Raw genomic sequence first — 22011 nt, 5'->3', positions numbered from 1 at the left:
CCCCCTGCACCACCGAACCGCGGCGCACCTCCACCCCGCGCGCGGTCGCACTGTACGAAAGCTGTCCGAAACGCTACCCGATAGCCGGGCGCAGGCACAGATGAGAAACTGCCCGCGGGGATGGAATTGGCCATCGAAACGCGGGGCTGCGCTCCGATGTCCACCCCTCGCCAGCCCCGACGGGCAGCTTGTTGGTGTGTCACCCTATTCGGGTGGCTCGGGCGAGCCGAACAGGTCAGAATGCCAGAGGTCACACCACAATGCAAGAGATGCGGGCGGCGGTCTGGTCTCGAATGTGTCGACGGCACACCGGGTTTCCCAGGTCGGGGCCGGGATCGGGTGAACTTGTCGGTGGGATGCGGTACAAATCCGGGGACCGAATGCAGGGGGCACGTCGAGCGGGGGAATCATGGGTATCGTGAGGCAGAGCCGGTGATGGCCCGCCAGAGCGCGGCAGCGGAGCAACGCCGGGTGCGAGTGAGCGCGGGGTTGGCCGAACTCGATATCTGGCTCGCCGACCAGGTGCGGACCGGGCTGGCACAGTCGGATCGGTCGTTCGGTGCCTTCGAGACGATGGCGGCGCGAATGGTGGACGCGCAGGCGCCGGGAGTGGCGGCGATCCTGCGGCAGGTGCCCGTCGCCGTGATCACCAGGTCCGATTGGCCGCAGGTGGTGCTGGACCGCTACGCCCGGCTGCACCTGCTGGTCACCGCCCATCGCAGGCTCGACGAACTTCCTGCCGCGCTGGCCTCGAGCGTCCGCACCCATATCGGCTATCCGACGAAAACCGACGCTGTGCGCGTCGAGCCCGCGGTCCGCGATCACTGGATGACGCTGGGAATCCGCGTCACCGAGGACGAACGCCTCTACACCCGGCGTACCTGGCTGTACGGACGCCGCAGTGGGCGTTGGGCACTGCTGATCGATCACAGTTTCGGCTCGCCCGGATTCGCCGTCGAAGCACCCGCGCTCGGCATGATGGCCGATGCCGATGTGCACTTCTATCCGGCCGCCGCGCCGCTGCGGGCGCTGTGGGGCGCGGCGCACGGCGGTGCCGAACCGTTCACCACGGTGCCGCGCGATACCGACGCCGCAATCGTGGCAGCGATGGACCGGTACGCCGACGCGCTCGGTGCCGATCCATGGCTGGGCGCCTGGCCCATGCTGTTGACGGATGTGGTGCCGGTGGCCGGTGAGCAGGGCGGGTATCTCGCCGGATCCGACGGCACCGCATTACCACTGGCAGCTGCCGAGCCTGCGTGGCGCATGCTCGGTGCCTCCGGCGGCCATCCGGTCACCGTGACCGCCGAATGGACCGATGGCGGCCTGCTGCCGCTGTCTGTGCTGTCCTCGGGCGAGGTGGTCGACGTCGGCGCCGTCGCAGGCGCCGGTGCCGGTCGAGCGGCGATCGTGTCGGAGGATCTGGCGTCGACCGCGTTGCTCGGCACCGCACGCCGTGCGCCACAGACCGGCATGTTGCCCGCACCCGTTGCCGCGACAGCGAGCCGGCTCGACACCGATCCGGCGCTGCTGCTGCTCGAATCCGCCGCGCTGGATGTCGCATTCGCCCGCGCGGGCGCGCTTCCCGGCTCGATCACCGTGCCCGAACCCGCCGCCGACGACCCGCGCCCGATGCTGCCGCGCGCCGCCGCCGAACGACTCGCCCAACTGCTGCGGGACCGCTCACATTTCCTTCCCGAATGGCTCGGCGCTGCCGAACCGTTGGACTACCGCGCCCCCGACACCCTGTGTGCCCAGCTGCTGGAGTACGCGGCGGGCCACGCCGATGTCCGGGAACCATTGCTGCGTCTGGCCGGCGCACGCGGCCGCTGGCTGGCTGCTCGGAATCCGGCCTGGCACGCCTTGATCCGCCACGGCACCGCCGAGTCGGAGCCTGCCGATTCCGACGACGCGTGGCGCTTCGGACATCCACCCGAACGTATGGACTGGCTGGCCGCGCTCCGGCGGCGTGATCCGGCAGCCGCGCGCGCGGCCCTGCTTGCGGTGTGGCCGTCGGAATCCGGGCCGCTGAAGGCCGAACTGCTCGCGGTGTTGCGCAGCGGGATCTCGTCCGAGGACGAGTCCCTGTTCGAATCCGCGCTCGACGATCGTCGCGGCGATGTCCGCCGTACCGCGGCCGGTCTGCTACGACTGCTACCCGATTCGGCGTTCGCGCGTCGGATGACCGAGCGGGCCGGAGCTTGGGTGCGGGTGCGCAGGCGCGCGCTGCACACCCAGCTGGACGTCGGCATTCCGGACGAGCTCGACGACGATGCGATCCGCGACGGCATCACCGACCGCACCGGCGAGTTCGGCTATCGCTGGGCCGGTGGCCCCGATGTCGCGGCCGCACGACTGCGCCATCTGGTGGCCGCGACGCCACTCGCCCACTGGGACGCCGCGCTCGGCTCACCGCAGCGTGCCACCGCGGCGACCATCGAGGACCGATTCCGTCAGCCGATGTTCGACGGATGGGTCGATGCAGCCCTTGCCGAACGTGACCCGCGGTGGGCGCGAGCACTGTTCGATGCGGGCGTCCCGTCGGATCTGGCCATGCTGCGACGCCGCGAACTGTTCGGCCTGCTCCCGCTCGCGGACCGGACCCAGCATGTCCTACGACTCGACGGCGCCTGGCTGTCCGAGATCGAAGCGCTGCTGCCCGCCATCGGCCACCCCTGGCCGCAGCCGGTGGCCCGGCATGTGCTGTTGTTGCTGCACGAACGCGCCCGGGCGGCCGAACGGCGTCCCGGTGCACACGGCACCACACCGGCGGCGCATCGGTCGCTGTTGACCGCCGCCTCCGTTCACCTGCCGCCTGCCGCGGCGCACACCGCGCTGACCGTGGCCCGCCGCTGCGCGGATCCGGCATGGGCAGCGGCTTTCGACCGCCTGGCCGCCGACATCACGACCCGATCGACGATGCTCGAGGAGTTGCAGTGACCGCCACCGAATCCCATCTGCTGCGTCCGCACGCCGAACAGGCCTTCGCCGACGAACTGCGGGCCCTCGCCGCCACCGACGACCGGCCACGGCCGCCGTCATGGCGACTGTCGCCGTGGGCGGTGGTCACCTATCTGCTCGGTGGCACTCTCGGCGACGGCACGGTGATCAGCCCGAAATACGTGGGGCCGCGACGTTTGATGGAAGTCGCGGTGGCCACCTTGGCCACCGATCGGGCGCTGCTGCTGCTCGGCGTGCCCGGCACCGCCAAAACCTGGGTGTCGGAACATCTTTCCGCCGCCATCAGCGGTGCCTCCACCCTGCTTGTCCAGGGCACCTCCGGCACCGGCGAGGAATCCGTCCGCTACGGCTGGAATTACGCGCGGCTGCTCGCGGAGGGGCCGAGTGACGGCGCACTGGTGCCGTCGCCGGTGCTCACCGCCATGCGCGAGGGCGCGATCGCGCGGATCGAGGAACTCACCCGCATCCCCTCGGACATACAGGACGCGTTGATCACCGTGCTGTCGGAGAAGACGCTGCCGATCCCCGAGCTGGGCGCGGAGGTGCAGGCGGCCAAGGGGTTCAACGTGATCGCCACCGCCAACGATCGCGACCGCGGCGTCAACGAACTGTCCTCGGCGCTGCGGCGTCGCTTCAACACCGTGGTGCTGCCGTTGCCCGCGAGCGAGGAAGACGAAGTCGCCATCGTCACCCGGCGGGTCGCGCAGCTCGGTACCGCCCTGGAGCTGCCCGAAGTACCGGCGGCCGCGGAAGAAGTGCGACGCGTGGTGCGGATCTTCCGCGAGTTGCGCGAGGGCATCACCGCCGACGGGCGCACCAAGCTGAAATCGCCGTCGGGCACGTTGTCCACCGCCGAGGCGATCTCGGTGATCACCAATGGCCTGGCACTGTCGGCGCATTTCGGTGACGGTGTGCTGCGCGCGGGTGATGTGGCGGGCGCCGTCCTCGGATCGGTGATCAAGGATCCGGTGGCCGATTCTGTGGTCTGGACCGAGTATCTGGAGGCTGTGGTCCGGGAACGCCCAGAATGGACCGACTTCTACCGCGCCTGCCGCGAGGTCGGCGGGTGAACGCGCCGGCTCCCGACTCGGACCCGGCCGCCGCCGCGCAGCAGACCCGGGTGTTCGGGATCCGCCACCACGGGCCGGGTTCGGCCCGATCACTGTGTCTCGCCCTGACCCACTACCGCCCGGACACGATCTTGATCGAGGGTCCGGCCGACGCCGATCCGCTCACCGCCTTCGTCGACGACCCGGACCTGGTGCCGCCGGTAGCCATGATCGCCTACGTTCCGGATACGCCGACCCGCGCCGCTTTCTGGCCGTTCGCCGAGTTCTCCCCTGAGTGGCAGGCGCTGCGGTATGCCGCCGAACACGATGTGCCGGTTCACTTCTGCGATCTGCCCGCCACCACGGTGCTCGCGCTGGACGCCGAGCCAGGCGACAGCATCGACCCGCTGGCCGAACTCGCCACCGCGGCCGGTTACGACGACGCCGAACGCTGGTGGGACGCGATCGTCGAATCCACCACCGACATCGAAACCTTCGACGCGCTCACCGAGGCAATGGGCGCCCTGCGCGACAGCATCGCCGGCCGAGCAGGATCGGTGCCCTCCGATCCTGGTGCACCCCGCGGGTCCGGTACGCGGGCCGAGTCTCCTTCGTCCAGTGGTAGCCCGGAGGAGCACGCCGCGACGAGCTCGGGATCGGCTACAACAGAACGCGACCCTGCGAGCAGCACGGCGAACGAGCGCCCAGCGCCCGGCGACGGCATCGATACGCATACGCTGCGCCGCGAAGCGTATATGCGACAGACCATCCGACAGGCATTGAAAGGCGGGGCGCAGCGGGTCGCGATCGTGTGCGGAGCCTGGCACGCACCCGCGCTGGTGGAACCACTGGGTCCCGCCGCGCCCGACGCGCGGCTGTTGAAGGGACTGCCGAAAGTGAAAACGCGGCTGACGTGGGTGCCGTGGACGCATTCCCGGCTTGCTGCTGCCTCCGGGTACGGCGCCGGTGTCACCTCCCCCGGCTGGTATCGCCACCTGTTCAGCGAGACAGACCAGCCCATTGCCCGCTGGCTGACGAAGGTCGCGACCGCGCTGCGCGGACACGATCTGCCGGTATCGAGTGCCCACATCATCGAGGCGGTGCGCCTCGCCGAAACCCTGGCCTCGCTGCGCGATCGGCCGCTGGCCGGGCTCTCCGAGGTCACCGAGGCCACCCGCGCCGTGCTGTGCGACGGCGACGAGACCCTGCTGCGGCTGATCGGCGCCGAACTGGTGGTCGGTGAGGCGCTCGGAGCGGTCCCGGCGACGACTCCGACGGTGCCGCTGGACGCAGATCTGCGGGCACAGATCCGCACCCTGCGACTCAAACAGCAGCCGCAGGCCACCCTGGTGGAACTAGACCTGCGCAAGGAACGCGACCGGCTCAAATCCCGGTTGCTGCACCAGCTGCGGATCCTCGAATTGGGGTGGGGCACTCCGACCGACAGCGAGGTGCGCGCCACCGGCACCTTCCGCGAGACATGGGCGTTGCAGTGGGAACCGGAATTCGCGGTGGCGGTGATCGAGGCCTCGAGGTGGGGCACCACAGTCCGCTCCGCCGCCGAAACCAAACTTCTCGACACCGCGAGGCGCGACGATCGCACCGTCGGTGACCTCACCGACGCACTCGGCCTCGCGCTGCTGGCCGACCTCGGTGGCGCCACAACCGAACTCATTCGCAGGCTCGAGTCGGTGGCGGCGTTGGACCACGACGTCACCCATCTACTGGCCACGCTGCCAGGTCTGGTGCGCACCCTGCGCTACGGCGATGTGCGCGGTACCGATACCGCGGCGTTGACCCACGTCGCCGACGGCATGCTCATCCGCATCTGCGCGGGCCTGCCCGGCGCGGTCACCGGTCTGGATACCGATGCGGCACAGGAGTTGCGCGCGCTGATCGACGCGGGCCACACCGCCATCCACATCCGCGACGATGCCGGCGCGCGCGACGCGTGGCTGGGAACTCTGCACCGCATCGCCGACCGTGACGATGTGCACGGCGCGATCGTCGGCCGTACGGTACGGCTGCTGTGTGATGCCGGTCGAATCGACGCCGGTGAGTCGGCACGCCGTCTCGCTGCGGCGTTGTCGATCGGTAGTACCGCTGCGGCCAAGGCTGATTGGATCGACGGTTTCCTCGGCGGACGCGGCCTGCTGCTTGTGCACGACCGCGAGCTGCTGCGGCTGGTAGACGACTGGCTCGGCGGCCTCGACGACGACCAGTTCATCCAGACCCTTCCACTGCTGCGCCGTACCTTCGGCGCCTTCGAATCCGGCGAACGCCGTGCCATCGGCGCGGCCGTGCGCGACGGTGTACCGTCCGCCGCCGACGCAGGCACCGCACCACTGGACGTTGACCGCGGTATCCGTGCGATGCGGGTAGTCGCCGACATTCTTGGGGTGGGGTCATGAACGACACGCACGACGAGCCCATCGACGGGCCCGGTGAATCACAAGCCCGCCGTTGGCGTCTGGTGCTCGGCACTGCCGCCGAAGCCGAAGTCGGCGGCCTCGACTCCGGCGACGACGCCGCGATGGACGGCGCTCTGTCCACGCTCTACGACAGTGATCCACCCGCCGGATCCGGACCGCGCTCGGCCGGTTTGCAAGGCTCGGCGCCGCGGGTGGCCCGCTGGCTCGGCGATATCCGCACCTACTTCCCGTCGTCGGTGGTGGAGGTGATGCAGCGTGATGCCATCGAGCGGCTGAATCTCACCCAGCTGCTATTGGAACCGGAGCTGCTCGAGGCGGTGGAACCGGATGTGCACCTGGTCGGCACGCTGCTCAGCCTGAACCAGGTGATGCCGGAAACCACCCGGTCCACCGCGCGCACCGTAGTGGAGCAGGTGGTACGCGATATCGAACGCCGGATGGCGGCGCGGACGGTCGCCGCGGTCACCGGCGCGCTCGATCGCGCGGCACGGGTGAGCAGGCCACGTCCGCGCGATATCGACTGGGATCGCACCATCCGCAAGAACCTGGGCAACTACCTGCCCGAGCAGCGCACCGTCGTGCCCGAACGCCTGGTCGGCTACGGCCGCCGCGCCAAAGCGGTGCGACGCGATGTCGTGCTGGCGATCGACCAATCCGGTTCCATGGCGTCGAGTGTGGTGTACGCGTCGGTGTTCGGCGCGGTCCTGGCTTCCATGCGGTCACTGCGCACCTCCCTCGTCGTCTTCGACACCGAGGTGGTCGATCTGACCGAGCACCTGTCCGATCCGGTAGACGTCCTGTTCGGTACCCAGCTCGGCGGCGGCACCGACATCAACCGCGCCCTCGCCTACTGCCAGACCCTCGTCACCCGCCCTGAGGAAACCTTGTTCGTGCTGATCTCCGACCTCTACGAGGGCGGTATCCGCGACGACATGCTGCGCCGGGTCAACGCACTGAAGGAATCCGGCGTGCAGACCGTCGTACTGCTCGCTCTCTCCGACGACGGCGCCCCCGCCTACGACCACGACAACGCCGCCGCCCTCGACGCCCTCGGCATCCCCGCCTTCGCCTGCACCCCCGACCGCTTCCCCGACCTACTCGCCCTCGCCCTCAACCGCGGAGACATCCGCACCTGGGCCAACACCGAGGCAAGGCGGTCGTGATCGACCACACCCGGAAAATGTAATACACTTCTGGCGTGCGAATCACCATCCTCGAATGCGCGAGAAAGCACGGGATAACTGAACAAGAGATTCGGGCGGTGGTGTCGTACCCACTGCTACGCGTGCAAGTGACTCCGCGCCTACCCGGCGCTGTGCCGCACCTCTTCATCGGAAACTTCGATGAAGGTGAGCCGCTACTCGAGATCATCGCAGATCTTGTCGATCCGGCCGAATGGGTCGTCTTCCACGCGATGATGCTGCGACCCCAGACGATCAAGCAACTCCAACTCGAGGCTCTCCTCGGAGACGGAGACCTTGCCCAACAACGACCGGAGAGGAGAGATAACCCATGAGCGCGAAACGTGCGGGCCGTAAGCCCACAGCAGAAGGCGACCGGAGGCTCACTGTCGCAGACTATGAACGAATGGCTGACGACTACGCAGCATCCCCTGTCCGGGGTACCGAAATCGTCGGGCCGGTGGAGATCGGCACCACTGTGCTGCGAAAGGGTCGCCCCGCGGGCATCAGGAAGGGAAATACGCCCGGACAGTCAGTGCGGCTGCCCGAGGCTCTGCGGGAACGCTTGGCTGCTCAGGCAGAGCGCGAGGAGGCAACCCCAAGCGAGGTCATCCGACGCGCCGTCTCGGAGTACCTGGATCGGCACTCCGCGTAATCGCCGCACTGACACACGGCCACCCGAGCGGCTGGCTTGTTGCAGGCGCCTTCGCCGCAATCATTTCGGGATTATGGACCGGACACGACCTCGGCACCGCGGTAGACCAGGCACGCACGGGGCGATGTGGGGAAATCTCCTCGGGGCCAGCTACGGCTATCACGGCATACCCGAGGTATGGGCGGTGCGTGCGAAATCGCCGGTCCGGTCTGGGAACTCGCGCACGATTTCAGCATCGAGTTCGGCCCTCGCCCGCCCAGCGATCCGAGCGGCTATATGGATTACGGCTGGAGGGCCAAGTATCACAGCTGATGGGACGTGGTCGGCCACCGCCAAGGGCGATCGCCGACCACCCATCTACAGATCCGCGATAGCCGCCAGCGGCGGCGTCCGCGCCGCGCGCACCGCAGGCCACAGCGCCGCGAGCACACCGACCACCGCCGAACCCACCAGCATCAGCACCAGCTGTCCCCACGGGACGGCGATCTGGTCGAGCCCGAGATCCCGCAGGGTGCGCAGGAATCCGACACCGAGGCCCAATCCGAGGATCGCGCCGACGATGGCGCCGAAGACGGCGATGAGCATGGATTCCAGGTAGATGGTGCGCCGCACCTGGGCGCGCTGGGTGCCGACGGCGCGGAGCATGCCGATCTCGCGGCGTCGCTCCACCACCGACAAGGCCAGGGTGTTCACGATGCCGAGGATGGCGATCACCACTGCCAGCGCGAGTAGGCCGTAGAGGATGGCGAGCATGGTGTTGATCTGTCTGCCCTGCGCGCCCTTGAACTCCTCGCGGTCCTGCACTTGAACCAGGGAGGCCTCGGTGGACTGGTCCGGATCGGATGCGGTGCCGGACTCGTCGGCGCCGAAGACCGACTGCACCGTGGCCTGTTCCAGGTCGGCGCGCATGGCGGCGAGGTCCGCACCTGGCTCCGCGGCGACGAGGGCCAGTACGTTGACGCGCATGTTCGGTGGCATCACCTGGTCGAACACCGCCGACGGCACGACCAGCGGACCCATCAGCGGCGACTTCCGGTAGATGCCGGCGACGGTGACGGGAATCTTCTTGTTATCCATACTGGTGAGCGTGATCTGCTGCCCGGCGCTCAGATCGTGTTCGGCCGCTTCGTCTTCGGCGACCAGGATGTCGCGGTCACCGAGGGTGTCGGTGCCGCTGAGGATGTCGTAGTTCAGTACCCGGTTCAACGGTCCGTCCGGCGAGGTGCCGAATTCTTCGTCGTCGTTGATCTTCACGCCGACGCCGCGGATCGCGACCACTTCCGCCACTCCGGGCACTCCGCGGGCCGCCTCCACGGCGGGTGCGGGGACACCGACCGACTGTGGCCCGCCCACCTGTGGTCCGGCCAGTACATAGTCGGCCGCGACGCCCTTGTCGACCAGCACGCCGACGCTCGCCTTCGCGGAGGCGCCGAGCATGCCGATGGCCGCGACCAACATCAGCCCGAGGGTGAGTGCGAAGGCTGTCGCGGCGGTACGGCGCGGATTGCGCATCGCGTTGTTGCGCGCCATCGCCCCGATCGGACCGAACGGACGCAACAACAGGCCGAGCCCACCCACTACCGGTCGCGAGAGTGCGGGCGAGGCGAGCAGCACCGCGAAGATCAGCGCGAGCGCCCCGACACCGACGATCGCCGCCGCCGTTCCACCGGTCGACTGCGCTCCGATCACCACCAGCGCCACGCCGACCACGGCGAGCGCGAGCCCGAGCCAGGTCCGGACCCGCAGTGAATCACCGGCCGAGGCGAATTCCTCTCGCATCGCCTGCACCGGCGGGATCTTTGCCGCCCGGCGCGCCGGCGCGTACGCGCTGACCATGGTGACCAGCAAGCCGACAAGTAGTCCGACCAGAATCGTGCGCGGCAGCACCGTCATCGACCCTGTCGGCAGGCCCAGGTCGAACGCGTTGAGTACCGCCGACAGCCCGAAAGCCAAGGCGACCCCGCCCGCCAGCCCGATGACGCTGCCGATCACGCCGATCACGAAAGCCTCGGCGACCACCGAACGACCGACCTGCTGTCTGCTGGCCCCGATCGCGCGCAACAGCGCCAGCTCCCGCAACCGCTGGGCCACGATCATGGAGAAGGTGTTGTAGATGATGAAGGTGCCGACGATCAGCGCGATCGCACCGAAGGCGAGCAGGAAGTAGTTGATGAAGTTGAGCGCCTCGGAGATCTGGGCCTTCATCTCGGCGCGGACCTGCTCACCGTTTTGCACCTTGAAGTCGGGGAATGCCGCGTCGATCTTGTCGCGCAGTTCGTCACCCGGTATGCCCTGCGCCGCGACGTCCACGTGGGCGACATGGCTGCCGTCGGTGAACAATTCCCGTGCCTGGCTGTCCTCGAACAGCACTCCGATGAATCCGCCGGTGTCGGCGGCAACCTCATAGATGCCGGTGAGCGTGACGTCCAGGGCGCCCTGCGAGGGGACCAGCACCTTGGTCCGATCCCCCACCGCGAGCCCGGCCCGCTCGGCGCCGCCGCTGTTCAGCGCGATCTCGCCAGGATGCGAAGGCGGTGCGCCCTCGACGAATCGGTCTGGTTCGGCGATCGCCCGCTCCGGCGGCAGGTAGGACTCACCGATCGTCGGCGCACCGCCGGTCTGCACGGCCTTCTTACCCGCCGGATCGAGCAGTACGACGGCTCCGCTCACGCTCGGTGCGACAGCGCGTACGCCGTCCATGGCGGCGATCTTGTCCACCACGTCCTGCGGAACACCCAGCGACTGCCGCTCCTCCGGGCTGACGCGCACGTCGACGCCCTTGGCTTCGTCGGCGAATATCCCGTCGAAAGTCCGCTGCAGGGTGTCGGTGAACACGAACGACCCCGCGATGAACGCGGTGCCGAGTACCACCGACAGCAGTGTGAGCACCAACCGCACCTTGTGCGCGGCGAGGTTGCGCAAGGCCACCTTGCGCATCGGATTGCCCGCCATCACTTGGTCTCCAGCGCCTTCATCCGATCCAGGACCGAATCCGCGGTCGGCCCGCGCAATTCGTCGACGATGCGGCCGTCGGCGAGGAAGACGACCCGGTCGGCGAAGGAGGCGGCATGCGGTTCGTGGGTGACGATGACGACCGTCTGGCCGAATTCGTCGACCGCCGCGCGCAGGATCGAGAGCACCTCGCCCGAGGAGCGAGAGTCCAGGTTGCCGGTCGGCTCGTCACCGAAGATGATCTCCGGTTTACCCGCCAATGCCCGCGCGCACGCCACGCGCTGCTGCTGCCCACCGGAGAGTTCACTGGGCCGGTGGGTGAGCCGGTCGGTGAGCCCGAGTCGGTCGAGCACGGTATCGAGCCACTCCTGGTCGGGTGTACGGCCCGCGATATCCAGCGGCAGCGTGATGTTCTCCAGCGCCGTCAGGGTGGGCACCAGGTTGAACGCCTGGAAGACGAACCCGATGCGGTCACGCCGCAGCTTGGTCATCTGTTTGTCCGATAGTTCGTTCAGGGCGGTCTCACCGATGCGCACCGTGCCCGAGCTCGCGCTGTCCAGCCCGGCCAGGCAGTGCATGAGGGTGGATTTACCCGAGCCGGACGGCCCCATGATCGCGGTGAACTCGCCCTTGACGAATTCGGCCGATACCGAATCCAGCGCGGTGACCTGGGTGTCTCCGGTGCCGTACACCTTGGACAGGTCTTCGGCGGTTGCCGCGACGACGGCCGGGGCCTGCGTCTGGGCGGGGTCGATGCCAACGGCGTGCGAGGTCATGGTGACCAGTCTGTCGGCGTTCGCGCCGTCGCGCCATCGGGGAGTTCACCCAGACCGCAGGGATGATCCGGCGATCGTTCGGTTCGGCTAGTTCAGCGGCGCCGACTTCCACCAGGTGAGCACCTGGTCGATGGTGCCGACGATGCCGTCGGTGTACATCAGGAACTGGCCGCGTTCGGGGTCACCGGTGAAGACGGTGACCATCTTGGGACCGTCCTTATCGATCTTGTAATTGGTATAAGTCTTGCCGCCGCTGACGTCGGAGGACTTGGTCGCGCTCGCGGGCAGGCCGTCGATCACCGCCTGCACATCGGCCGCGCTGTCGTAGACATAGAACCGGTAGAACGGGTCGTCGTTGTCGGCGCCGCCGTAGCAGCGCCACTGCCAGCCGTAATTGCCGAAATCGGGTTCGCCGGTCTCGGAGTCGGGCGCGTACCGCGGTTCGGTTTCCCAGCACTTGGCGTTGTTGTAGCCGACATCGCCGGTACTGGACGCCGGGACCATGCCCGGGAACTCCGTACTGATCGATTCGGCGGTCGCAGGCACTGCGGGGACGCTCGTCGCGGTGGTCGTCGTCGAGGTCGATCCGCTCGACGAGCTCGAGTCGTTGCCCGCGACCGCGACGACGATGCCGATGATCACCACCAGCAGCAATGCCAGTCCAACCGCGATGCCGACGATCAGGCCGGTGTTCTTCTTCGGCCCCTGCCGCCCCGTATACACCGGTGACATGGGCGGGGGCGACTGGTGGAACCCGGGCTGCTGCGCGTACGGGTTCTGATTCGCCATGGGCGGCGGCGCGGGAACGTGCGGACTACTCGCGAACGGCTGCTGCTGGGTGCCGCTGTTGTACGGCTGCTGATGTGTTCCGCCGGCGAAGGGCTGCTGATGTGTTCCGCTGCCATGCGGCTGCTGGTGCGTTCCGCTGGCAAACGGCTGCTGATGTGTTCCGCTGCCGTGCGGCTGGGCGGTGGCGCCGCTGGTGAACTGCGCATTGGCGGTCGGGTAAGGCGCTTGGCCCATCGCCGTGCGCGGTCCGCCCTGCAACGGCATGCCCTGGGCGGTCGGCCCGGCGATCGGGACCGCGGGCGCGCTCGGGGCGTTGAGGGCCTGACCTGCGGCGGCGGCGAAATCCGAGCAGGAGGCGAAGCGGTCGTCGGGGCGCTTGGCCATCGCCTTGGCGAGCACAGCGTCCAGCGCGGGCGGCAAGCCGGGCCGGACGGAGCTCAGTGCGGGCGGCGGCGACTGTAGATGCCCCTGGATCACGGCGGCCGGGTTGGTGGCCTGGAACGGGCCGTGCCCGGTGAACAGCCAGAACAGGGTGCAGGCCAGCGAGTACTGGTCGGAGCGGTGATCGAGCGTCGCGCCGGTCAACTGCTCAGGAGAGGCATAGGCAAGCGTCGCGGTGAAGGTGCCGGTCTGGGTGAGATGACCGGTGTCATCCCGCAGCCGGGCGATACCGAAGTCGGTCAGGTAGACGCGTTCGCCCCGGCCGCTGGTGGCGCGGGCCAGCAGGATGTTGGCCGGTTTGACGTCACGGTGCAGCACGCCCATGCCGTGGGCGTAGTCCAACGCGTCGGCGGTCTCCTTGATGATCTGCACCGCACGCTCGGGCGGCAGCTTGCGCGGATCCACCGATGCGGCGTCGATGCCGTCGATGTAATGCATCGAGATCCACAGCTGCTCGTCCTCGAGCCCGCGGTCGTAGACGGTGACAATGCTCGGATGGTCGAGCCGGGCGACCAGATCCGCCTCCCGTTCGAACCGCGCCCGCACCTCCTTGTCGAAGAACATCTCGCGGTTCAGCAGCTTCAACGCCGTCATCCGCGGCAGCCGCGGATGCTTTGCGAGGTACACCGAGCCCATGCCACCGCGGCCCAATTCGCGGTCGATGACATAGCCGGCGAAAACGTCGCCGTTGGCCAGCATTTCTGCTCCACTTCCCGCCGCCACCGGGACCCACCGATGAACAGGCGTACAGGCAAAAAGAACACATGGTCGAACCTGTCCCGGCCCGACCACGGAAAGCACCGAAACCATAGCAGCAGTCAGCGGACTCGCCGTCCCGGTCGCGGGGCCGGCCGGAGTCTGCCCGCGGGTTTCGGGGCAGCACGACGGCCTGGTTATCGGCCGCGCGTCGGGGCAGGCCACGGCGGGCCGATCACCAACCCACCGGGCCGACGGTCACGGGTGCTCCGGTCGGGTCGTCCAGCGAATCCGTCCCGCGACGCGGTTGCCGAGCCACAGATGGAAACCGTCTCGGCCCTGTGGTGGCCGCTGTCCGGGCCGTGCGAGCGTTCAGCGGCGACGGACCGTCGATCACTGCTCCGGCGGCGGTTGCCGCGGCCTGCCGAGCTGCCCGCCGAACGGTGCCCGACCGGGTCGACGCGGCGCGCCGGGCAGATCGATCACGGCGGCGGGCGGACGTCGCGGCGCTGCCGGACGCGATCCGCTGCCCTCGCCGGCCTGCTCCGGCGGGTCGGCATCATCCGGCGCGTGGGTGCCGGGATCCGCACCTGCCCGTGGATCGCCGGCACCGTGTCCGGATGATCCGGCGCGGCCGCCCGGAGTCGGCCACTGATCACCACTGCGATGTGCGGGCGGAGCGCCGTTCTGCGGCGACTGCGGGAAAGGCCTGGTCCCGGGTGGCATCGCCGCGCCGGGACCGCCCGGACCACCGTGCGCGGGCGGAGCGCCCGCGCCGTGGCCCGGAGGCCCGGCGTTCGGCGGCAGCTGGCCGGCGGGATGCGGCGGTACCCAACCCGGTGGGAAGCGGTGGTCCGGCCGCGATTCGGGCGCGCCGCGACCGTGCGGCGCCGGATGCCCGGTGGCGGGTGTGTGGGCTGGGCCATGATGCGGCGTGCCCTCTTGGGGCGGCGCCCCGTACGGGCCGGGGGCTTGCCGCTGCGGGTACCGGTACAGCGGAACCCCGCGGGAGGGCGGTGGCGCCACCGGATGCGGTGGCGGGGTGCTGTGCCGGTGCGGCGGCGCGCCGGCGGCGTTGCCATGGTGCGGCGCGGGTCCGGCAGAGCCATGGCGCGGCGGCACATACGGCCCCGGCATGGGCAGCCACCCGGTGTACAGCTGCTGGGCGCCCGATGTCCCCAATGCCCCGCGGGCCGCGGCAGCGAACTCGCTGCAGCTGCCGAAACGTTCGACCGGGTCCTTGGCCAGCGCCCTGGCAAGCACCTCGTCGAGACCGAGCGGCAACCCGGGGCGCGCCCGGCTCAGCCGGGGCACCGGTGCCGACAGGTGACCGTTGATGACCGCCGCCGGTGTCGCGGCCGCGTACGGCGAATCACCGGTCAACAGCCAATACAGCGTGCAGGCCAGTGAATACTGGTCGCCGCGGTGATCGAGCTTCGCGCCGGTGAGCTGTTCGGGGGCGGCGAAGGCGAGCGTCGCGGTGATGGTGTCGGCCGAGCTCAACGTAGTGTCGCTATCGCGCATGCCCGCGATGCCGAAATCGGTGAGCAGCACTCGCTCCGGCTGACCGATGGGTGCCTTGGCGAGCAGGATGTTCGCCGGTTTCACATCCCGGTGCAGTACCCGGTTGGCGTGCGCGAAATCCAGCGCGGCCGCCGTCTCGGCGATGATCTGCACCGCACGCCCCGGCGCGAGCACGTTCACATCCGCGATGGAAGCGTCGGCGCCGGGCACGAACTGCATGGAGATCCACAGCTGCCGGTCGTCGGCGCCACGGTCGTAGACGGTGACGATATTGGGATGGTCCAGCTGCGCGGCGAGATCGGCCTCGCGTTCGAAACGGCGGCGGATCTCGTTGTCGGTGTAGAGCTCCCGGTTGAGCAGCTTCAGCGCCGTCAGCCGTGGCAGCCGGGGATGCTTGGCCAAGTAGACGGTGCCCATACCGCCGCGGCCGAGCACTTTCCGGATGGTGTAACCCACGAACTCATCGCCAGCCGCCAGCACCGTGCACCCCCCTCTTCGGGTCGAATCCAATCCTACCGATGTATATCCCCGACCCGCCCGGGCGCAACACCTCGAAGCTGTCGGTGGCGGTCGTTATCGTGACAGCATGCGCATTGGAGCACATGTCAGGCTCGACAGCGATCCGATCGGCTGGGGTGAGAAGCTCGGCGCCGAGGTCATCCAGCTGTTCGTCGTCGACCCGCAGAGCTGGGACAAACCGCAGCCGCATCCGCGGGCCGAGCAGATCCTGGCCAGTCCGATCGATGTGGTGGTGCACTCCTCCTATCAGATCAATGTGGCCAGCCTGAACAACCGGCTGCGCATGCCCTCGCGCAACGCGGTGGCCCAGCAGGCGAAGGCCGCTGCCGACATCGGTGCATTCGGCCTGGTGGTGCACGGTGGACACGTCCGTTCCGATGACGAGATCGAGGCGGGGATCGTCAACTGGCGCAAGCTGTTCGAACGTCAGCAGGACAAGGGCGGCTTCGCGGTGCCGATCTTGATCGAGAACACCGCCGGCGGAAACCACGCCATGGCCAGGCATTTCGATTCCATCGCCCGGCTCTGGGATGCCGTCGGCGATTTCGGGGCCGGCTTCTGCCTCGACACATGCCACGCCTGGGCCGGTGGTGAGGAGCTGGTCGGTGTGGTCGAACGCATTCGCGCGATCACCGGCCGCATCGATCTGGTGCACCTGAATTCCTCACGCGACGAGTTCGATTCCGGCGCCGACCGGCACGCCAACTTCGCCGACGGCACCATCGATCCACAGCTGCTGGCCGAGGTCTGCCGCACCGCCGACGCGCCCGTGATCCTGGAGACTCCCGCCGAGGGTGTGGCCGACGATCTGGCCTACCTGCGCGAACACGTCGGCTGATCCGCGGCGGGTCCCCCGTTGCGATCAGGCCGACCGTAAACCTGTCCGCGCGGGCTGGGCGGTGATGTGCTCATCGCATCAACATCCGCTCCCCGCGAAGGTGACCCATGACCGTCGACAACGCCACCCCCGCCTCCGCTGCCGTCTCGGTGGTCAAGCTCGGTTCCCGCATCGGCGCCAGGATCGACGGTGTCCGGCTCGGCGCCGACCTTGACGCCGCGACGGTGGCCGCCGTCAATCGAGCGCTGCTCGAGCACAAGGTGATCTTCTTCCGCGACCAGCAGCACCTCGACGAGGACGGCCAGCACGAGTTCGCGCAGCTGCTCGGCAGCCCGACCACCCCGCATCCGACCGTCTCCTCACAGGGCATCAAGTCGCTGGCCATCGACTCCGAACGCGGTCGCGCCAACAGCTGGCACACCGACGTCACCTTCGTCGACCGGATCCCGAAGGCCTCGATCTTGCGCGCGGTGCATCTGCCGACCTATGGCGGTTCCACCACCTGGGCCTCGACGGTGGCCGCCTACGATTCGCTGCCCGATCCGCTCAAGTTGCTGGCCGAGAACCTGCGCGCGGTGCACACCAACGCCTACGACTACGCCACCCGCACCGGCACCGAACCCACCGACCACCAGCGCGAATACCGTGCCGAGTTCGAGTCGACGCTGTTCGAGACCGAACATCCGGTGGTGCGGGTGCATCCGGAGACCGGCGAGCGGGCACTGCTGCTCGGCCATTTCGTCAAGAATTTCGTCGGCCTGTCCGCGACCGAATCGCAGGCCTTGTTCCGGCTGTTCCAGGATCGGGTCACCAAGCTCGAGCACACCGTGCGCTGGAACTGGTCCGATGGTGATGTGGCGATCTGGGACAACCGCGCCACCCAGCACTACGCCATCGACGACTACGACGACCAGCCGCGCAGGCTGACCAGGATCACCCTGGCCGGCGACATCCCGGTCGGGATCGACGGCTCACTGAGCACGGTCCGCACCGGTGACGCCGAGCACTACTCGATCATCGACGTGCCGCAGCCTTCAGCTGCCTGACCGGTCAGGGCCCGGAGGCGGTAGCGAAGCGTCACCACGCAGGGCCCCCGGTCAGGTGCAATCAGACACAGCTGCCTGACCGGTCAGGGCCCGGAGGCGGTAGCGAAGCGTCACCACGCAGGGCCCCCGGTCAGGTGCAATCAGACACAGCTGCCTGGCCATGGGTGTGTCCGCCCGACGGAGGCAAACGCCGGGCGGACACACCCATGGTTCACACTGATGGCCATGAGTATCAGGCCCCTGGACGGTGTGCGAGTCCTGGAACTCGGCAATTACGTGGCCGCTCCGACCGCCGGACGTATCCTCGGCGATTTCGGTGCCGAGGTGATCAAGGTCGAACGCCCCGAGACCGGCGACGAACTACGCAACTGGCGTCTCTACGGCGGCGACACCTCGATGCTCTATCGCACCATCAACCGCAACAAGAAGTCGATCACCCTGGATCTGCGCACCGATGCCGGGCGCGCGGTGGTGCTCGATCTGGTGCGGCACTGCGATGTGCTGCTGGAGAACTTCCGGCCAGGCATGCTGGAGAAATGGGGGCTCGGTCCCGAGATCCTCGAAGCAGCCAACCCGAATCTGGTGATCACCCGCATCTCCGCCTACGGCCAGACAGGTCCGCTGGCCGCGCGGCCCGGTTTCGCCGCGGTGGCCGAGGCGGTGGGTGGACTGCGTGAACTGGTCGGCGACCCGGACCGTCCACCGGTGCGCGTCGGTGTCTCGATCGGCGATTCCATCGCCGGGATCTACGCCGCGTTCGGCACGGTGATGGCGTTGTTCCAGCGCGAGCGCAGCAACGCGACGGTGCCGCTGGAACAGCGGGTGATCGACGTCGCGCTCAACGAGGCCATCCTGTCGGTGATGGAGTCGCTGGTCCCGGACTATCTCGCCTACGGCATCAACCGGGAGCGGGTGGGCGGCCGGATGGAAGGCATCGCCCCGAGTAATGCCTATCCGTGTTCGGACGGCACGAGCATCATCATCGGCGGTAACGGTGATGCCATCTTCCAGCGCTATATGACTGTGATCGATCGCACCGACTTGGCCGCAGATCCGGAACTACAGGACAACGCGGGCCGCTGGCGCCACCGCGACCGCCTCGACGCCGCCATCGGCGAGTGGACGATCCGGCATTCCCGCGATGAGGCGCTACGCATCTTGGAGGACGCCGCCATTCCCTGCGGCCCGATTTACACCGCAGCCGACATCGTCGCCGACGAGCAGTACGCGGCGCGCAATATGATCCAGCACTTTCCGGTCGACGTAGGCGAACCCGAACCCAAACAGGTGGGATTCCCCGGCATCGTCCCGGTCATCGGCGACCGATCGCTGCCGATTCGCTCGGTGGGCCCCGACCTCGGCGAGCACACCAGACAGGTGCTGACGGACGTGCTCGGGATGAGTGCGGCCGAGATCGACGCCCTTACCGGCGCGCGGGATCAGGAGGCGGCCTCGTGAGGCGGCGTCGTACCCCGCGTCGCCCACCGGCGCGCGGCAGCTGGGAGCTGCGCGCGCCGGAGCATCGGCGTCCGACCGTGCATCCGAATCCGGCCGGGATGAACGAGAAGCCGTGCGGCGGCGTCATGTGCGTGCCGCCGCAGGCGCAGGACAAGCGAGCGCCGCGGTGGCTGTGACCGCCGCGCCACTGCTGCGCGATGTGACCCTGCGTGACGGTCTGCAGCTGACCGGGAAGCCGCTGCCGGTGGAGCAGAAGGTCGACGTCGTGCGGCGGCTGCTCGCGCTCGGTGTGCCCGCGCTGGAGATCGGATCCATGGCGCGCCCTGATCTGGTGCCGCCGATGGCCAACAGCATGGAACTCGTCGCCGCGCTGACCCCCGAGGAACTCGAGCGCTGCTGGCTGTGGGTCGCGACCCCACGCCACGTGGAGAAGGCCTCCGCCGCCGGCGTGCGTAATTTCCAGTACTGCTTCTCGGTGTCGGATGCGCACAATCGCGCCAATATCGGCCGCGATACCGAAGCCAGCGTCAGCGCCATGCCTGATGCCGTGCGGATCGCCACGGAAGCGGGCGGCGCCATTCAGCTGTGTCTCGCCACGGCGTTCACCTGCCCGTTCGACGGCCCGGTCGATCCGGAGCGGGTGCTGGCCATCGCGTCGGATCCGCGCACCGAGGGCGCCACCGACATTGTGCTGGCCGACACGCTCGGCCAGGCCTATCCGGCCGAGGTCGCCGCTCTGGTGACAGCCGTGCGCGAGCGAACCCCGCAGCGCCGCATCGTCTTCCACGGCCACGACACCTGGGGTATGGGTGTGGCCAATTCGCTGGCCGCGATCGGCGCGGGCGCCACCATGGTGGACGGTTCGCTCGGCGGACTCGGCGGCTGCCCGTTCGCGCCGGGCGCCAGCGGCAATACCGCGACCGAGGACCTGCTCTTCGCCACCCGACCGGACTGGTTCACGCCGGATTCTCTGGCTGCGGTGGTTGGTCTCACCGAGGAGATCCTCACCGTGCTCGGCGAGCCCAACCGATCGCGCACCACCCAGGGCGCACGTTCGAAAGCGCAAGCGTTCGATTGGGTAATCCGGGCACGCTGAGCATTGCTGCCGCGCGCCTGCCGGATCGCGCTTGGTGAGTCCGTGATTCCATCGTCACCCGCTTACCGACGAACCGGAACGGCACTGCCGTCTTGTCAACCGAGTGCGAGCACGGATCCCTTGCTCGGTCCAGCTGTGTCGTAGTACTGTCCAGACACGTGTCCATCATTTGACCGGACAGTGATCACCGGGAGGTTTTCGATGACTCTGGTGCAGCCGCGACGAGTCTCCGGCGGCGACTCCGAATATGGCCATCTCGACGAGTTCCGGGTCGACCCGATCGCGCTGATGCGCCGGGTCCGGACCGAATGCGGCGATGTCGGCGCATTCGAACTCGCAGGCAAACGGGTGATCCTGCTGACCGGAGCCGAGGCCAACGAGTTCTTCTTCCGCGCGGGCGATGAAGATCTGGATCAGGGGGCGGCCTATCCGTTCATGAAACCGATCTTCGGTGACGGCGTCGTCTTCGACGCGAGCCCCGAGCGCCGCAAGGAAATGCTGCACAACCAGGCCTTACGCGGCGACCAGATGCGCGGACACGCCGCGACGATCGCCGCCGAGGTCGACAAAATGGTGGCGAACTGGGGCGACTGCGGAGAAATCGATCTGCTCGATTTCTTCGCCGAACTGACCATCTACACCTCCTCGGCCTGCCTGATCGGGGTGAAATTCCGCAACCAGCTCGACGGCCGATTCGCCCAGCTCTATCACGATCTCGAACGCGGCACCGACGCCCTCGCCTACGTCGATCCGTACGCGCCGATCGAGAGTTTCCGCCGTCGTGATGCCGCCCGCAGCGAGCTGGTCGCGCTGGTGCAGGAGATCATGGACACCCGCGCGGCGAATCCGCCTGCCGACTCCAGTGATCGCGACATGCTCGATGTGCTGGTGTCGGTGCCAGGTGAGGACGGTAAGCCACGGTTCAGTGCCAGCGAGATCACCGGCATCTTCATCTCGATGATGTTCGCCGGGCATCACACCACCTCGGGCACGGCGGCGTGGAGTGTCATCGAATTGCTGCGCCATCCCGAGCAGCTTCGGAAGGTGGTGGCCGAGCTCGACGAGCTCTACAGCGACGGGTCCGATATCAGTTTCGGTGCGTTGCGCCAGATTCCGCAGCTAGAGGCGGTGCTGAAGGAGACGCTGCGCCTGCATCCGCCGCTGATCATCCTGATGCGGGTGGCGCGCGACGAATTCGATGTGTGCGGTAGCCGGATCGAATCCGGCGATATGGTGGCCGCGACGCCAGCCATTTCGAATCGGATCGCCGAGGATTTCCCGGACCCGGACACTTTCGATCCGGGCCGCTATATCGACCCGAACCAGGAAGACATCATCAACCGATGGACCTGGATTCCGTTCGGCGCAGGCCGCCACCGCTGCGTCGGCGCCGCGTTCGCGCTGATGCAGTTGAAGGCCATCTTCTCGATCCTGCTACGGGATTGGGAATTCGAGATGGCGCTGCCGTCGCAGGATTACCGCAACGACCACAGCAAGATGGTGGTGCAAATGCAGCAGCCGTGCACGGTGCGTTACCGCAGGCGACAACAATGAGAAATGGGGGTCCGCTCGGTGAGCGGACCCCCATTCAGCAGTAG

General features: G+C 68.2%; 17 protein-coding genes. 13 read left to right on the top strand and 4 right to left on the bottom strand.

What is annotated here, in order from left to right; genetic code table 11:
- The first annotated feature begins 435 nt into the window (after positions 1 to 435).
- The 7 genes from ACFXNW_RS16885 to ACFXNW_RS16855 are packed head-to-tail and all read left to right on the top strand — an operon-like array spanning position 436 to position 8652.
- Positions 436 to 2940: a DUF5691 domain-containing protein gene (locus tag ACFXNW_RS16885; RefSeq protein ID WP_379418588.1), complete on the top strand. Its 2505-nt coding sequence runs from the start codon at positions 436 to 438 to the stop codon at positions 2938 to 2940.
- Positions 2937 to 4031, top strand: coding sequence for an AAA family ATPase (locus tag ACFXNW_RS16880; RefSeq protein WP_379418587.1), 1095 nt, complete (start codon positions 2937 to 2939; stop codon positions 4029 to 4031). The genes ACFXNW_RS16885 and ACFXNW_RS16880 overlap by 4 nt, the downstream gene beginning before the upstream one ends.
- The gene (locus ACFXNW_RS16875) at positions 3989 to 6421 is read left to right on the top strand and encodes a DUF5682 family protein (protein WP_379418586.1); all 2433 of its coding nucleotides are present in this window, start codon (positions 3989 to 3991) and stop codon (positions 6419 to 6421) included. The genes ACFXNW_RS16880 and ACFXNW_RS16875 overlap by 43 nt, the downstream gene beginning before the upstream one ends.
- Positions 6418 to 7605, top strand: a complete 1188-nt coding sequence (locus tag ACFXNW_RS16870; RefSeq protein ID WP_379418585.1) for a VWA domain-containing protein — start codon at positions 6418 to 6420, stop codon at positions 7603 to 7605. Before ACFXNW_RS16875 ends, ACFXNW_RS16870 begins: the two co-directional genes overlap by 4 nt.
- Before the next feature lie 35 nt (positions 7606 to 7640).
- Positions 7641 to 7958 (top strand): hypothetical protein, encoded by a 318-nt coding sequence (locus ACFXNW_RS16865; protein WP_379418584.1) that lies wholly within the window; start codon positions 7641 to 7643, stop codon positions 7956 to 7958.
- On the top strand, positions 7955 to 8278 hold the full coding sequence (locus ACFXNW_RS16860) for a CopG family ribbon-helix-helix protein (RefSeq protein ID WP_379418583.1): 324 nt from the start codon (positions 7955 to 7957) through the stop codon (positions 8276 to 8278). The genes ACFXNW_RS16865 and ACFXNW_RS16860 overlap by 4 nt, the downstream gene beginning before the upstream one ends.
- Positions 8278 to 8652 carry an ADP-ribosylglycohydrolase family protein gene (locus ACFXNW_RS16855; RefSeq protein WP_379418675.1) on the top strand — a complete coding sequence of 125 codons (375 nt, stop codon included), beginning with the start codon at positions 8278 to 8280 and terminating at the stop codon, positions 8650 to 8652. The genes ACFXNW_RS16860 and ACFXNW_RS16855 overlap by 1 nt, the downstream gene beginning before the upstream one ends.
- Here the strand turns inward: ACFXNW_RS16855 and ACFXNW_RS16850 are convergent.
- From ACFXNW_RS16850 to ACFXNW_RS16835, 4 genes are all read right to left on the bottom strand, one after another.
- Entirely contained in the window at positions 8636 to 11230 is a 2595-nt protein-coding gene (locus tag ACFXNW_RS16850) for an ABC transporter permease (RefSeq protein ID WP_379418582.1), read from the bottom strand. The genes ACFXNW_RS16855 and ACFXNW_RS16850 overlap by 17 nt on opposite strands.
- Positions 11230 to 12006 (bottom strand): ABC transporter ATP-binding protein, encoded by a 777-nt coding sequence (locus ACFXNW_RS16845; RefSeq protein ID WP_379418581.1) that lies wholly within the window; start codon positions 12004 to 12006, stop codon positions 11230 to 11232. Before ACFXNW_RS16845 ends, ACFXNW_RS16850 begins: the two co-directional genes overlap by 1 nt.
- Positions 12007 to 12093: 87 nt before the next feature.
- Positions 12094 to 13935 (bottom strand): protein kinase, encoded by a 1842-nt coding sequence (locus ACFXNW_RS16840; RefSeq protein ID WP_379418580.1) that lies wholly within the window; start codon positions 13933 to 13935, stop codon positions 12094 to 12096.
- Positions 13936 to 14325: 390 nt separating this feature from the next.
- Complete coding sequence (locus tag ACFXNW_RS16835; RefSeq protein ID WP_379418579.1) at positions 14326 to 15912, bottom strand: protein kinase; 1587 nt, start codon at positions 15910 to 15912, stop codon at positions 14326 to 14328.
- A gap of 130 nt (positions 15913 to 16042) precedes the next feature.
- On the opposite strand from ACFXNW_RS16835, the gene ACFXNW_RS16830 reads away from it, so the two are divergent.
- From ACFXNW_RS16830 to ACFXNW_RS16805, 6 genes are all read left to right on the top strand, one after another.
- Positions 16043 to 16813, top strand: coding sequence for a deoxyribonuclease IV (locus ACFXNW_RS16830; protein WP_379418578.1), 771 nt, complete (start codon positions 16043 to 16045; stop codon positions 16811 to 16813).
- A 107-nt stretch (positions 16814 to 16920) separates the two neighbouring features.
- Entirely contained in the window at positions 16921 to 17859 is a 939-nt protein-coding gene (locus ACFXNW_RS16825) for a TauD/TfdA dioxygenase family protein (protein ID WP_379418577.1), read from the top strand.
- Positions 17860 to 18084: 225 nt separating this feature from the next.
- Entirely contained in the window at positions 18085 to 19317 is a 1233-nt protein-coding gene (locus ACFXNW_RS16820; protein ID WP_379418576.1) for a CaiB/BaiF CoA transferase family protein, read from the top strand.
- Positions 19314 to 19493 carry a hypothetical protein gene (locus ACFXNW_RS16815; RefSeq protein ID WP_379418575.1) on the top strand — a complete coding sequence of 60 codons (180 nt, stop codon included), beginning with the start codon at positions 19314 to 19316 and terminating at the stop codon, positions 19491 to 19493. The genes ACFXNW_RS16820 and ACFXNW_RS16815 overlap by 4 nt, the downstream gene beginning before the upstream one ends.
- A complete protein-coding gene (locus ACFXNW_RS16810; RefSeq protein WP_379418574.1) occupies positions 19484 to 20413 on the top strand; it encodes a hydroxymethylglutaryl-CoA lyase in 930 nt (309 codons plus the stop codon). The genes ACFXNW_RS16815 and ACFXNW_RS16810 overlap by 10 nt, the downstream gene beginning before the upstream one ends.
- Positions 20414 to 20614: 201 nt before the next feature.
- On the top strand, positions 20615 to 21967 hold the full coding sequence (locus tag ACFXNW_RS16805; protein WP_379418573.1) for a cytochrome P450: 1353 nt from the start codon (positions 20615 to 20617) through the stop codon (positions 21965 to 21967).
- Positions 21968 to 22011 lie beyond the last annotated feature (44 nt).

Origin of the sequence: Nocardia sp. NPDC059180 (genome assembly GCF_042754945.1) — a bacterium.
Lineage (GTDB): Bacteria > Actinomycetota > Actinomycetes > Mycobacteriales > Mycobacteriaceae > Nocardia.
The sequence above is the reverse complement of the archived record's forward strand: the minus strand, read 5'-3'. Positions and strand labels throughout refer to the sequence as shown.